The organism is Stenotrophomonas rhizophila (genome assembly GCF_000661955.1).
Lineage (GTDB): Bacteria > Pseudomonadota > Gammaproteobacteria > Xanthomonadales > Xanthomonadaceae > Stenotrophomonas > Stenotrophomonas rhizophila.
Map to the genome: position 1 here is coordinate 381884 of NZ_CP007597.1, position 14056 is coordinate 395939.

At 68.0% G+C, this 14056-nt stretch carries 10 protein-coding genes and 1 pseudogene; 7 read left to right on the plus strand and 4 right to left on the minus strand.

What is annotated here, in order from left to right; all coding sequences use genetic code 11:
* The first annotated feature begins 201 nt into the window (after nt 1-201).
* A complete protein-coding gene (locus DX03_RS01615) occupies nt 202-2733 on the plus strand; it encodes a glycoside hydrolase family 3 protein (protein ID WP_038685828.1) in 2532 nt (843 codons plus the stop codon).
* A gap of 497 nt (nt 2734-3230) precedes the next feature.
* Here DX03_RS01615 and rho read toward each other — a convergent pair whose 3' ends face one another.
* Nucleotides 3231-5009, minus strand: a complete 1779-nt coding sequence (rho, locus tag DX03_RS01620; protein ID WP_038685829.1) for a transcription termination factor Rho — start codon at nt 5007-5009, stop codon at nt 3231-3233.
* 221 nt (nt 5010-5230) lie between these two features.
* Complete coding sequence (trxA, locus tag DX03_RS01625; protein WP_038685830.1) at nt 5231-5560, minus strand: thioredoxin TrxA; 330 nt, start codon at nt 5558-5560, stop codon at nt 5231-5233.
* A gap of 568 nt (nt 5561-6128) precedes the next feature.
* Here trxA and rhlB point away from each other — a divergent pair.
* From rhlB to ung, 5 genes are all read left to right on the plus strand, one after another.
* The gene (gene rhlB / locus DX03_RS01630) at nt 6129-7850 is read left to right on the plus strand and encodes an ATP-dependent RNA helicase RhlB (RefSeq protein WP_038685831.1); all 1722 of its coding nucleotides are present in this window, start codon (nt 6129-6131) and stop codon (nt 7848-7850) included.
* 122 nt (nt 7851-7972) lie between these two features.
* Nucleotides 7973-8659 carry a cell division ATP-binding protein FtsE gene (gene ftsE, locus DX03_RS01635; RefSeq protein WP_038685832.1) on the plus strand — a complete coding sequence of 229 codons (687 nt, stop codon included), beginning with the start codon at nt 7973-7975 and terminating at the stop codon, nt 8657-8659.
* Complete coding sequence (gene ftsX / locus DX03_RS01640) at nt 8656-9606, plus strand: permease-like cell division protein FtsX (protein ID WP_038685833.1); 951 nt, start codon at nt 8656-8658, stop codon at nt 9604-9606. Before ftsE ends, ftsX begins: the two co-directional genes overlap by 4 nt.
* Before the next feature lie 7 nt (nt 9607-9613).
* Nucleotides 9614-10456 carry a response regulator gene (locus DX03_RS01645; protein WP_038685834.1) on the plus strand — a complete coding sequence of 281 codons (843 nt, stop codon included), beginning with the start codon at nt 9614-9616 and terminating at the stop codon, nt 10454-10456.
* Nucleotides 10453-11160, plus strand: coding sequence for a uracil-DNA glycosylase (gene ung / locus DX03_RS01650; protein ID WP_038685835.1), 708 nt, complete (start codon nt 10453-10455; stop codon nt 11158-11160). The genes DX03_RS01645 and ung overlap by 4 nt, the downstream gene beginning before the upstream one ends.
* A gap of 31 nt (nt 11161-11191) precedes the next feature.
* Here ung and DX03_RS21350 read toward each other — a convergent pair whose 3' ends face one another.
* Together DX03_RS21350 and DX03_RS21355 are read right to left on the minus strand one after the other, a co-directional pair.
* Nucleotides 11192-11332, minus strand: a complete 141-nt coding sequence (locus tag DX03_RS21350; RefSeq protein ID WP_236546334.1) for a hypothetical protein — start codon at nt 11330-11332, stop codon at nt 11192-11194.
* Between the two features lie 30 nt (nt 11333-11362).
* Nucleotides 11363-11557, minus strand: a pseudogene (locus DX03_RS21355) (helix-turn-helix domain-containing protein); the annotation flags it as partial.
* Nucleotides 11558-11890: 333 nt separating this feature from the next.
* On the opposite strand from DX03_RS21355, the gene DX03_RS01660 reads away from it, so the two are divergent.
* Complete coding sequence (locus tag DX03_RS01660; protein WP_185753431.1) at nt 11891-14029, plus strand: DUF11 domain-containing protein; 2139 nt, start codon at nt 11891-11893, stop codon at nt 14027-14029.
* Nucleotides 14030-14056: the final 27 nt, after the last annotated feature.

Sequence of the window (14056 nt, forward strand, 5' to 3'; positions counted from 1 at the left end):
CCGTCGTAGCGGGGCGCACGTCCCGTGCGGGCCTTCCAGTGGTTGACAGTAGTGACGGGTGTTTGTATGACAGCGCTGTCAGACAGGGGCGTTGAACCGATCCAAATGCGCGCCGACACCCCGTCGTCGCCCATCGCGCGTGGTCGTCATCCGCGCGGCGCCCACCCCGATCGCGCGTCATTCCACCGGAGGTAGTTGTCCGTGAACAGCCCCAACAAGACCCTTCTTGGCAGCTGCCTGCTGCTGGCCCTGGCCGCACCGGTGGCCGCTGCGCCTGCCAGTGGCGAACGCCTGCAGGACTGGCCGCGGGTGACCAGCGCGATTGCCAGCGATGCGGCCATCGAGGCGCGGGTGAAGCAGATCGTGGCGCAGATGACACTGGCGCAGAAGGTGGGGCAGATGACCCAGCCGGAGATCAAGACCATCACCCCGGCGCAGGTGCGCCAGTACTACATCGGCTCGGTGCTCAATGGCGGCGGCTCGTGGCCGGGCATGAACAAGCACGCCACTGTTGCAGACTGGTTGAAACTGGCCGACGCGTACCGCGCGGCCTCGTTGGCCACCGACGCACGCACGCCGGTGCCGGTGATCTGGGGCACCGATGCGGTGCACGGCCACAACAACGTCCATGGCGCCACGCTGTTCCCGCACAACATCGGCCTGGGAGCGGCCGGCGATGCCGAGCTGGTCGAGCGCATCGGGGAGGCCACCGCACGGGCCACCCGCGCCACCGGCATCGACTGGGTGTTCGCGCCCACTCTGGCCGTGGCGCACGACCCGCGCTGGGGCCGCACCTATGAGAGTTTCTCGTCCGACCCGGCACGCGTGCGCGAGTACGCACGCGCCTACGTCAAGGGCGCGCAGGGCCGTTTCGGCGACGACGGCAACGTGGTCGCCACGGCCAAGCATTACATCGGCGACGGTGCGACTGACAACGGCCGTGACCAGGGCGAGGCGCTGGTGGACAAGGCCACCATGGTCAACGTGCACGGGCAGGGCTACTACGGTGCGCTGGGCGAAGGCGTGCAGACGGTGATGGCCTCGTTCAACAGCTGGAACGACCGCACCGGCCGCGTCGACTACGGCAAGATGCACGGCAACAAGGCGCTGCTCACCGATGCCCTGAAAGACAAGATGGGCTTCGACGGTTTCGTCGTCTCCGACTGGAACGGCATCGCCCAGGTGCCGGGTTGCCGCAACGACAGCTGCGCCCAGGCGATCAACGCCGGCATCGACATGGTGATGGTGCCCGACGACTGGAAGGCATTCATCGCCAACACCATCGCGCAGGTGGAGAAGGGGGAAATCCCGATGGCGCGCATCGACGATGCGGTCAGCCGCATCCTGCGGGTCAAGCTGCGCGCTGGCCTGTTCGAGCACACACCTTCGGACAGTCGCTACGCCGGTGACGCCAACGCCGTGCAGCACCGCGCGCTGGCGCGCCGGGCGGTGCGTGAGTCGCTGGTGCTGCTGAAGAACGAAGGCAGCGCGCTGCCGTTGCGCCGCGACGCGCGGGTGATGGTGGTGGGCAAGAGCGCCGACAACCTGTCCGACCAGGCCGGTGGCTGGTCGCTGACCTGGCAGGGCACCGAGAACACCAACGCCGATTTCCCCAACGCCGATTCGGTACTGGGTGCGCTGCGCGCCGAACTGGGCACACAGCAGGTGGCCTACAGCGCCGACGGCACCGGGCTGGATCCGAGCAGGTTCGATGTGGTGGTGGCGGTGGTGGGCGAAACCCCCTACGCCGAAACCAACGGCGACATCCTGGCCTCCGATTCGGTCAGCCACAGCCGCGCCTACCCGCAGGACCTGGTCGTGCTGCGCGCGGCGCAGGCCAGTGGCAAGCCGGTGGTGACCGTGTATTTCTCCGGCCGCCCGATGTACACCAACGACCTGCTCAACCTGTCCCAGGCGTTCGTGGCCGCGTGGCTGCCGGGCAGCGAAGGCCGTGGCATCACCGACGTGCTGGTGGCGGGCAAGGACGGCAAGCCCACGCACGACTTCCGCGGCCGGTTGAGCTTCCCGTGGCCGGGCGTGCCGTGCCCGGCGCCGATTGACCGGCCCGACCCGAAGCGCCCGCCGCTGTTCGCGCTGGGTCACGGCCTGGCCTACACCGCGCCCGGCACGCTGACGCGCCTGCCCGAAGCCAATCCGGACAACTGCGGCGAGGTGACCACGCTGCCGATCTTCAACCGTGCCGATACCCCGCCGTTCGCATTGCACGTGGCTGCCAACGGCGCCACCCAGCCGCTGGGCAACGACCTCAACGCCACACTGCGCTGGCCGACCGCCACGCCGGTGGTGCAGGTGCGCACCGTGCAGGTGAACACCCAGCAGGATGCCAAGGAAGTCACGTGGCGGGCACCGGCGCAGTTGATCGCGCGCAGCACCTCGCGGCGCAACCTGGGCGCGCTGGCGCGCAACCACGGCGCGCTGCAGTTCGACGTGCAGCTGGTGCAGCGCCCGGCATCGCCGGTGACGGTGAGCATGCAGTGCGGCACCGGGTGCGAAGGCGGCGTGGATATCGCGCCACTGCTGACCACGCTGGTGCCGGGCCAGAAGCAGACCGTGACCGTGCCGCTGGCGTGCTTTGCCAAGCGCGGCGTGGACTTGGGGGCGGTGGAAGCACCGTTCGTGGTGAGTGCCGACACGCCGTTTGCCGCGGCGTTCACCCAGGTGCGCGTGTCGGTGAATGCAGACAAGGCGCCGGGCGTGGTGCGCTGCCCGTAGAGCCGGGCTCTGCCCGGCTGGCGCGCGTTGGCCGTAGAGCCGGGCTCTGCCCGGCTGGCGTTCGGCGGGGCTGCGTGGAGCCGGCCAGCGGCCGGCACTACCCGGGTGTGGGTGTTCGTGCGTGGAGCCGGCCAGCGGCCGGCGGTACCCGGGTGTGGGTATTTGTGCGTGGAGCCGGCCAGCGGCCGGCGGTACCCGGGTGTGGGTATTTGTGCGTGGAGCCGGCCAGCGGCCGGCGGTACCCGGGTGTGGGTGTTCGTGCGTGGAGCCGGCCAGCGGCCGGCGGTACCCGGGTGTGGGTATTTGTGCGTGGAGCCGGCCAGCGGCCGGCACTACCCGGGTGTGGGTGTTTGTGCGTGGAGCCGGCCAGCGCGGCCGGCGGTACCCGGGTGTGGGTATTTGTGCGTGGAGCCGGCCAGCGGCCAGCAGCACCGCGTCGCTCTCAACAAAAAAGGCCCCGCAGTGCGGGGCCTTTTTCTGTTCGCCTGGAACGCGTATCAGCGCTTCATCGAACCGAAGAACTCGTCGTTGGACTTGGTGTTCTTCATCTTGTCGAGCAGGAATTCCATCGCGGCCATTTCATCCATCGGATGCAGCAGCTTGCGCAGGATCCAGATCTTCTGCAGCAGTTCCGGTTCGATCAGCAGGTCTTCGCGACGGGTACCCGAGCGGTTGATGTCGATCGCCGGGAACACGCGCTTTTCAGAGATGCGACGGCTCAGGTGCACTTCGCTGTTGCCGGTGCCCTTGAACTCTTCGTAGATCACCTCGTCCATCTTGCTGCCGGTATCGACCAGCGCGGTAGCGATGATGGTCAGGCTGCCGCCTTCCTCCACGTTACGCGCGGCGCCGAAGAAGCGCTTCGGACGGTGCAGGGCGTTGGCGTCCACACCACCGGTGAGCACCTTGCCGGAGCTGGGCACCACGTTGTTGTAGGCACGCGCCAGGCGGGTGATCGAGTCGAGCAGGATCACCACGTCCTTCTTGTGCTCGACCAGGCGCTTGGCCCGCTCGATCACCATTTCGGCAACCTGCACGTGGCGCGCAGCCGGTTCATCGAAGGTGGAGCTGATGACTTCGCCGCGCACGGTGCGCTGCATTTCGGTCACTTCTTCCGGGCGCTCATCGATCAGCAGCACGATCAGGTGCACGTCCGGATGATTGGTGGTGATCGCCGTGGCCACCTGCTGCATCATCATCGTCTTACCGGCCTTGGGCTGGGAGACGATCAGCGAACGCTGACCCTTGCCCTGCGGTGCCATCAGATCGAGGATGCGGCCGGTGATGTCTTCGGACGAGCCGTTGCCGCGTTCCAGGGTGAAGCGCTTGCGCGGGAACAGCGGGGTCAGATTTTCGAACAGCACCTTGTTCTTCGACGCTTCCAGCGGCTCACCATTGATGGTGTCCACGATCGACAGCGCGAAGTAACGCTCGCCGTCCTTCGGGAAGCGGATGCGGCCGGACAGGTGGTCGCCGGTGCGCAGGTTGAAGCGGCGGATCTGGCTGGGCGAAATGTAGGTATCGTCCGGGCCGGCCAGGTAGCTGGCTTCGGCGGCACGTAGGAAACCAAAGCCGTCGGGCAGGATTTCCAGCACGCCGTCGGCGGCAACGCCGTCGCCATGGCGGGTGAGCACCTTGAGCAGGGCGAAGATCACGTCCTGCTTGCGGGCACGTGCCACGCCTTCGGAGATCTGCAGCTGCTCGGCAATTTCCAGCAGCTTCTGCGCCGGCATGCGCTTGAGGTCGCTCAGCGAATAGACCGGGAAGCCTTCGGGCACATTGGCCTGCTGGCTGCGCACGAACGGCTGCTGTTCGCCGTTGTCCTGCGGCATGCCGTCGTCGTTGTAGCGATCGCCACCGCGATTGCGGTCACGGCGATTGCGGAAACGATCACGGCGGTTGCCCTGACCCTGACCCTGACCTTGGTTCTGGCCTTGGCCCTGGCCTTGACCCTGCTGGTACGGGTTCTGCCCGCCCTTGGGGGTGTTGTTGCCGTTCTGGTTGCGCTGGCCACCGTCGCCGGTGTCCTGTTGCGCATTGCCCTGGGCAGAGGAGGCGTCGCCGGTAGAGGCGGACGGTGCCTGCTGCGGCGCCGACGGAGCGGCGACCGGCGCCGGCGCGTCATGCGCGGCAGCCAGGGGCAGTGCAGGCTGGGAGGGGGGAGAACCTGCCTCGGCAGCGGTGTTGGCGGCGGCCTTGGCGACGCGCGGCTTGCGCACGCGCTTCTCGGCGGGCGCGTCGGCGCTCCCGGGTTCGGAAGTAGTGATATCGGACAAGTGCTGGATTCCTCGCTAGAAGGTGCGAGCGCCCGGCAGGGCAGCGAACGTTGGGAAAGGATTCTGGAAAGAACGTCGTCCAGAAGATGCGGCGCGCGAATGCGGCCGGATGCTGCCGACACTAACACCGGCTCGCGGCGGTGCGCAAGCCGGGTGGGGCAGGGTCATTCATGCGGGGCAGGGCCCGCGGGCAGCCGGCAGGGGCCGACTGCCTGCTGCGATCAGGCCAGCGCCTTGTCCAGCATGCCGGCCAGCTGGGCCTTGCCGACCGCGCCGATCTGCTGCGCCTGGACCTGGCCGTCCTTGAACACCAGCAGCATCGGGATCGAGCGCACGTGGTACTTGGCGGCCAATGCGCGGTTCTGGTCCACGTTGACCTTGGCGATCTTGGCGCGGCCGTTGTAGGCGTCGGCCAGTTCGTCCAGGGCGGGGGCGATCATCTTGCACGGACCACACCACTCGGCCCAGAAATCGACCAGCACCGGTTCCTTGGAATTCAGCACTGCGCTATCGAAGTCGGCATCGCCGACATGTACAACCTTGTCGCTCATCTTGGTTTCTCGTCTGGAAATGCACCCGGCCGAGCCGGAGGAGGTTGAATTTGGACGCCACCGGAAGGTGCCATCCGCGTCTGCTGCCTCGTGGCCGCGAGGGCGGCCAGCGGTGCGCCAGGTGGATGCCTGGTCGCTCACGGCGGGCAGTGTACCCCTATCGTCGCGGCCGGGCAGGTGCTGCCTGAAACCCAGCATCCCGTGATTGGCGCCCTGCATTGATGGGGCAGTCCTTCTCTATATGCGGGCGTGTGCGACCGCCTCCAGTGGCCGTGGCGCGCACGTTCAACTGGCGGCAGGCGCGGTGAAAACACGTGAAAACTGGTGCGCCGACACCCGGCACCCAAGGTGGCAGCCCACCGCTGGCGGGCTGTCTCAGCCATCCGTGCGACGGCAGGAGCCGGTTTGGCGCCGACATTGCGCTAAACTGCGCCATTGTGCGGCGCCCCTGGACCGGTAGGTCCGGCCCCGTCCAACCCCGGCGCAGGGCCCGCAATGGCGACGGTGCCCCCCAAGATTGCAAGCCTCCCGCGCACCGCTGCCGGGGCGGCCTTACCAAGACGGACACATGAGCGACAAACCGCTGACCGATTTGACCTTCTCCTCCTTCGAGCTGCACCCGGCCCTGCAGGCCGGCCTTGAAGGAGCCGGATTCACCCGTTGCACGCCCATCCAGGCGCTGACCCTGCCGGTCGCGCTGCCCGGCGGCGACGTCGCCGGCCAGGCCCAGACCGGCACCGGCAAGACCCTGGCCTTCCTGGTCGCGGTGGTGAACCGCCTGCTGACCCGTCCGGCACTGGCCGACCGCAAGCCGGAAGACCCGCGCGCGCTGATCCTGGCCCCCACCCGCGAACTGGCGATCCAGATCCACAAGGATGCGGTCAAGTTCGGTTCGGACCTGGGCCTGCGCTTCGCGCTGGTCTACGGCGGTGTGGATTACGACAAGCAGCGCGAGATCCTGCAGCAGGGCGTGGACGTCATCATCGCCACCCCGGGCCGCCTGATCGATTACGTCAAGCAGCACAAGGTGGTGTCGCTGCACGCCTGCGAAATCTGCGTGCTCGACGAAGCCGACCGCATGTTCGACCTGGGCTTCATCAAGGACATCCGTTTCCTGCTGCGCCGCATGCCCGAGCGCAGCACGCGCCAGACGCTGCTGTTCAGCGCCACGCTCAGCCACCGCGTGCTGGAGCTGGCCTATGAGCACATGAACGAGCCGCAGAAGCTGGTGGTGGAAAGCGAGTCGATCACCGCCGCGCGCGTGCGCCAGCGCATCTACTTCCCGGCCGACGAAGAAAAGATCCCGCTGCTGCTGGGCCTGCTGTCGCGCAGCGAAGGTGCGCGCACCATGGTCTTCGTCAACACCAAGGTGTTCGTCGAGCGCGTGGCCCGTTCGCTTGAAAAGGCCGGCTACCGCGTGGGCGTGCTGTCCGGCGACGTGCCGCAGAAGAAGCGTGAGAGCCTGCTCAACCGCTTCCAGAAGGGCCAGCTCGAAATCCTGGTGGCCACCGACGTGGCCGCCCGCGGCCTGCACATCGACGGCATCAAGTACGTCTACAACTACGACCTGCCGTTCGACGCCGAAGACTACGTGCACCGCATCGGCCGTACCGCACGCCTGGGCGAAGAAGGCGATGCGATCAGCTTCGCCTGCGAGCGCTACGCGATGGGCCTGCCGGACATCGAGGCCTACATCGAGCAGAAGATCCCGGTCGAAGCGGTCACCAGCGAAATCCTGACCTCGCTGCCGCGCCCGGAACGTGCGCCGGCCGAAGCGGGCGAGGACGGCGACGAGAACGAGAGCGTTGGCCAGATCTTCCGCGAGGCACGCGAAGCGCGTGCGGCCGAAGAACAGCGCCGTGGCGGTGGCAGCAGCAGCGGTCGCGGTGGCAAGCCGTCGGCCGGTGGCCGTGGCGAACGCCGCGCACCGGGCGAGCGCAGTGCCGACGGCAAGCCGCGCCGCGAGCGCAAGCCGCGCGTGGAAGGCGACGCCCCGGTCGAGGGCGAGGTCAAGCCGCAGGCCGCGGTCGCCCAGGCCGCCGTTGCCCCGGCGGACGCCCCGAGCGCCGCCGACAGCCCGGCCGTGGAAGGCGAGCGCGCCCCGCGCAAGCGTCGTCGTCGTCGCCACGGCCGTCCGGTCGAAGGCGCCGAAGGTGCCGCACCGCAGGCATCGGTGACCCCGGTGCAGGTGACCGCCAAGCCGATGCGTGGCACCCCGGCCGCCGATCCGGGCGCGTCGTTCCTGACCCGCATCGGTCGCAAGATCCGCCGGATGCTGTCCGGTAGCTGATCGGAATTGCCGATCAGCGGGTGGCACCCGACCGTTGGTCGGGTGGCGTGCCCGCCGTGCCGACCGTGGGTCGGCACCCACCCCACCTGCACGCCGCCACCCTCGTCCTGCATAATCAGGGGATGAGCGTCCTGCGTTTTGACAATGTCAGCAAACAATATGCCGGCGGCCACCAGGCACTGGTGGACGTCAGCTTCGATGTCGCCCCCGGGGAAATGCTGTTCGTCACCGGTCACTCCGGTGCGGGCAAGAGCACCCTGCTCAAGTTGATCCACCTCGACGAGCGGCCCAGCCGCGGCGCGGTGATCTTCAACGAGCGCAACCTGCTCAAGGTGCGTGGCGGCAACATCCCCCGGCACCGTCGCGAGGTGGGCGCGGTCTACCAGGACCACCGCCTGCTGATGGACCGCAGCATCGCCGAGAACGTCGCCCTGCCGCTGATCCTGCGCGGCACCCGCCGCGCCGATATCGGCAAGCGGGTGCGCTCGGTGCTGGAACGGATGGGCCTGGGCCACCGCGAAAAAGCCCTGCCGTCGCAGCTGTCGGCGGGTGAGCAGCAGCGGGTGGGCATCGCCCGCGCGATCGTCAGCGAACCGCGGCTGCTGGTGGCCGACGAACCCACCGGCAACCTCGACCCCACCCTGGCGGCGGAAATCATGGCGTTGTTCGCCGAGCTTCCCGAGCGCGGCACCAGCGTGCTGGTGGTCAGCCACGACCTGGCCCTGCTGCGGCACATGCGCAAGCGCGTGCTGATCCTGGACCACGGCAAGCTGATCGACGACATCTCGCCGCAGGACCTGGCCGAATGAACGCACCCACCAACAAGGACGCCGCGGCACCGTCGCGCCTGGGCGTGTGGCTGCATCACCACGGCCATAGCGTGGTCTTCAGCCTGGGCCGCGCCTGGCGCAAGCCGTGGGCCACGCTGCTGACCATCATGGTGATGGCGCTGGCCCTGGCCCTGCCGTTGGGCCTGTCCATCGCGCTGGACAACCTCACCCATTTCGCCGGCAGCGTGCAGCAGTCGCGCGACATCAATCTGTTCCTCAAGACCGACACCGACGCGGCGGCGGCCGGGCAGGTCGCCGATTCGTTGCGTGGCCGGGCCGATGTGGCCAACGTCACCGTGCAGACGCCGGAGCAGGGCCTGCAGGAACTGCGCGACGGCGCCGGCCTGGGCGAGGCGATCGATGCGCTGCACGACAACCCGCTGCCCACGCTGCTGATCGTCACCCCGAAGGCGGGCGCCGACGACGCGCGCCTGGCGCAGTCGCTGGAAGGCCTGCCGCAGGCCGACCTGGTGCAGCACGATGCGCTGTGGCGCAAGCGCCTGGACGCCTGGCTGGGCTTCGGCGCGCGGCTGGTACAGGTGCTGTCGGTGTTGCTGGGCCTGGGCGCCGCACTGGTGGTGGGCAATACCGTGCGCCTGGACATCCAGGCGCGCCGCGAGGAAATCGGCGTGCTGCAGTTGCTGGGCGCCAGCGACGGCTTCATCCGCCGCCCGTTCCTGTACCTGGGCGCGTGGTACGGGCTGGGGGCCGGCGCGGTGGCGCTGGCGCTGATCGGCGTGGCCGGCCTGGCCTTGCGCCCGCCGCTGGCCGCGTTGTCTGAAAGTTATGCCAGCCCGTTCGTGTTGCACGGGTTGGATCTGCTGCATTCATCGTTCGTGCTGGTCGGCACCGTGGTGCTGGGCTGGCTGGGCGCGTGGCTGGTGACGGGGCATTTCCTGCGCCAGACCCGACCGACCGAAACCTGAGGCCCGCATGCGCCCGCAAGCCCTGAAGCACCTGGTCGACGATGCACCGCGCGTGATGGTGGTCGACGGCTCCAAGCTGGTCCGCAAGTTGATTGCCGATGTGCTGCAACGCGAATTGCCGGCGGTGGAGGTGGTGGGCTGCGCGAGCATCGAAGAGGCGCGCAACGCCCTCGCAGCCGGGCCGGTGAACCTGGTCACCACCTCGCTCACGCTCAGCGACGGCGACGGCCTGGCGCTGGCGCGGCTGGTCCGCGAAACCGCCGGGCAGGCCTACGTGCCGGTGATCGTGGTATCCGGCGATGCGCAGCAGCACCTGGAACAGCGCCGCTTCACCGACTACGTCACCGATTATTTCGACAAGGCGCTGGGCCATGAGGCGCTGGCCACGTTCATCCGTGGCTATGTGCAGCCGGAAACCATTCCCGGCGCCACCATCCTGTATGTCGAAGACAGCCGCGTGGTGGCCGAGGCGACCAAGCGCATGCTCGAACGCCAGAGCCTGCGCGTGCTGCATGTGATGACCGCCGAGGAAGCCTTCGCGCTGCTCACCGCCGAATCGCTGGGCCGCAGCAGCCACCGCATCGACCTGGTGCTCACCGACGTGACCCTCAAGGGCGAGCTGAGCGGGCTGGACGTGGTCGAGCGCGTGCGCGTGGATTTCGGCTACGGCAAGCGCCGCCTGCCGGTGCTGGTGATGACCGGTGATGGCAACCCGCTCAACCAGTCCGGCCTGCTGCAGGCCGGTGCCAACGACCTGGTGCAGAAGCCGATCGAAGAGCGCCTGCTGGTGACCAAGGTCCTGTTCCAGCTGCGCCTGTCGCGGCTCAATGAAAAACCCCTGGTGCGATGAACGACGACGCAACCCCCAGCATCCAGCTTGAACCGAGCTGGAAGGCACGTATTGGTGAGTGGCTGCTGCGTCCGGACATGCGCGACCTGTCCAGCTTCCTGCGCCAGCGCAAGGCAGCCGGTGCGCAGGTGTTCCCGCCCGGCCCGCAGATATTCGCCGCCTTCGATGCCACCCCGTTCGAGCAGGTCAAGGTGGTGATCCTGGGGCAGGACCCGTACCACGGCGCCGGCCAGGCCCATGGCCTGAGTTTCTCGGTGATGCCCGGCGTCCCGGTGCCGCCGTCGCTGCTCAATATCTACAAGGAAATCGAAGCCGACCTGGGGATTCCGCGCCCGGACCACGGCTGCCTGCTGCCGTGGGCGCGCCAGGGCGTGCTGTTGCTCAATGCGGTGCTGACCGTGGAGGCCGGGCAGGCCGGTGCGCACCAGAAGCGCGGCTGGGAAGGGTTCACCGACCATGTCGTGGACACCCTCAACCGTGAACGCGACGGGCTGGTGTTCATGCTCTGGGGCAGCTACGCGCAACAGAAGGGCAAGGTGATCGACACCGGCCGGCATCGGGTGCTGAAGGCACCCCATCCGTCGCCGTTGTCGGCGCACCGCGGTTTCCTGGGGTGCCATCACTTCTCGATGGCCAATGAATACCTGCAGCGCCGCGGCCAGACGCCCATCGACTGGTCGCTGCCGCCGCGCGCGGCGCTGTAATCCGGGCCGGCAACAGGCCGGCAGCCACGCGTTACTCCGTCAACATTTCCATGATCGCGCGCGCCACCTGACGCTTGCGCGCGGGCATGCGCCGCAATAACGACAGAATCTCGGTTTCCTGGGCGGTACGTGCTGCTTCCACCGGCAACGCGTCCGGCAAAGGCAGGTCCACGCCGTCCTCCGGACGCCCGGGACCGCGCCCCGTGGCCAGCCATTCAAAATGGACTTGCGTCACAATTGCGATGCAGGCAAGGTGTTGCACGCTCGGGAATGTACCGCCTTCCCGTTCCCACTGCGCTACGGCACTGCGTCGCACGCCGGCCGCCAACGCCAGCTGCGCCTGGGACAGGCCAGCCGTTAGTCGGGCTCGCCGGATTCTGTCGCACATGGCCTGCATTTAGTGCCCCCTTTCCCTGTTCGGTAAGCCCTGCTTCCCTGGAAGTGATTCTTTTCCCGCGTGTACAGAATCGCTGTCGCCGCCTGCTGCATCCGGGGTAATCGTGCGACGCCGACCCGCCAGCAAGCGCCACTGTCCCCCTATTTCACGCCGTCTTGTTTGACGGAATTTTCGTTGCCCCGCATTAATCGGCCCGAACCGGACATAAACGCATTCCCAAGCGGGAAACGGCACCGGCAGGGCACGATCAGAACGACGACGGAGTAACTCCGCCGCCACGGTCGAACTCTGCCAAAAATCGGCGGAGACGCATGTATGGTTAATGTGAAAGGCGTGAACGTTCCGTCAGTGCGTTGGCAGTCATGGCTGCTCCTTGCACTACTGGCGGTGCTTTCATGCCTGGGGCAGGCCAAGGCGCAATCGGCCTGTACCGCCGGCGCCTGCGTCAGTGCCGGTCCGCGCCTGGCCTCGGTGGATTCCACCCAGAGTCCGGTGCTCAACCTGCTGTTCGGCGCGCTGCTGCCGGGCACCAGCCTCAACCTGAGCGTGGCCGATTGGAACAACCTGGCCGGCGCCAACATCAACCTCAACGCCTTGCTGACCCAGCTCAACGGCGGGGTGGTGGTGAGCGATCCCAGCCAGGTGCTCAACGCCAACATCACCCTGGGCCAGTTGCGCGCGGCGATGGTGCAGGTGCTGCAGGCCGACGGCCAGACCGCCGCGGCCAACGTGCTCAACGCACTGCCGCTGGGCGTGGCCGGCACCACCGGCAACATCCGCCTGGCCGACCTGCTGCAGATCGCCCTGCCCACCGGATCGCTGGCCATCGTGCGCCTGAACGTACTGGACCTGCTGACCGGCGGCGTGCAGCTCTACAACTTCCGCAACGTGCTCACCACGCCAACGCCGATCACCGTCGACACCGCGGCGCTGGGCCTCAACGGTGTGGCCAACGTGCGCCTGTGGCTGCAGGTGATCGAACCGCCGGTCTACAGCTGCGGCACGGTGGGCGCGGCGTTCCACAGTGCGGCCATCCGCATCAAGCTCGACCTGGACCTGGTGCAGGGACTCAACACCGGCACGCTCAGCGCGGCGCTCAACGGCCTCAACCTGCTGGGGGTGTCGCTGTCCAACACCAGCATTACCGCCGACGTGCTGCACCTGCAGCTGTATGCCGACGTGGCGCGTGCCGAAGGCTCGATCTCGGCGGTGAACCTGGTAGGCAACGCGGTCACGCTGCAGGCGCGCCCGGGCCTGGTGAACCTGTATGTCGGCCAGATCAGCGACGCCACCTTCTTCAACCGCAGCACCGTGCTCACCGACACCGCCCTGACCGCCGCCACGCTGACCTCGCTCAGCGTGAAGGTGCGGGTGGCGGCCAACGTGCTTGGCCTGCTCACGCCGATCGCCGACATCACCGTGCCGCTGACGGTCAGCGTGCGCAGCTTCGCTACCGCCACGCCAGGGCTGCAGAGTGCCAGCTTCACCGGGCCCTATCCCCAGACCCGCACGCTGACTGCCGGTACGGTGAGCGCGGCCACGATGGTGTCCACGCTGGTCAACTCGTTGAACATCCAGGTCACCAGTGGCAACCCCACCGTGACCCTGCTCGGCGGCATCCCGCTGCCGCTGCCGGTGGCCGACCTGGTCAACGGCATCGTCAACACGCTGCTTACGCCCATCCGCTCCGCCGTCAACGTGCTGGTCACCCCCGTGCTGACGGCCGTGCTCGGGGGCCTGGTCGACAACCTGCTGGCGCTGCTGGGCATCCGTATCGGCCAGGCGGTGTTCACCGTGGAAGGCATCACCCAGGCCTGCGCGGCGACGCTGCAGCTGGTCAAGGACCTGCAGCCCACCAGCGACACCGGCCGCTTCAACCTGTCCATCACCTACAACGGCAGCACGGTGGGCTCGGCCAGCAACGTGGGCAACAACGGCGCCACCGCGGCGGTGATCACCGTGCCCGGCGGCAGCTACGCGCTGGCCGAAGCCGCCGCCGCCGGCACCACGCTGGCGCGCTATGCCAGCAGCTGGCAATGCACCGACCAGAACAACACCGTGGTGTCTTCCGGCAGCGGCGGCAGCTTCACCCTGCAGGCGCCGGCGATGACCGCCACCGCCGTGACCCTGGTGTGCCGCATTACCAACCGCACGCGCCAGGCCGAGCTGTCGATCACCAAGAGCGACGGCAGCGGCACCTACACACCAGGCGGCACGGCCACCTACACGCTGCTGGTGCGCAACGACGGGCCCGACCCGGTCACCGATGCCGTGGTGGCCGACAACCTGCCCAACGGCATCACCTTGCGGGGCGCCTGGACCTGCAGTGCCACCAGCGGCAGCACGTGCGCGGCGGCCAGTGGCGGTGCGGTGGGCGGCAACGCGGTCAGCGTGGGCGTGAACCTGATCAATGGGGGCCAGGCAACGATCAGTGTGCCGGTCAGCTTCAGCAGCAACCCGGGCGCGTACTAGCACCCAGGGCGGTACCGCAGTGGGCGT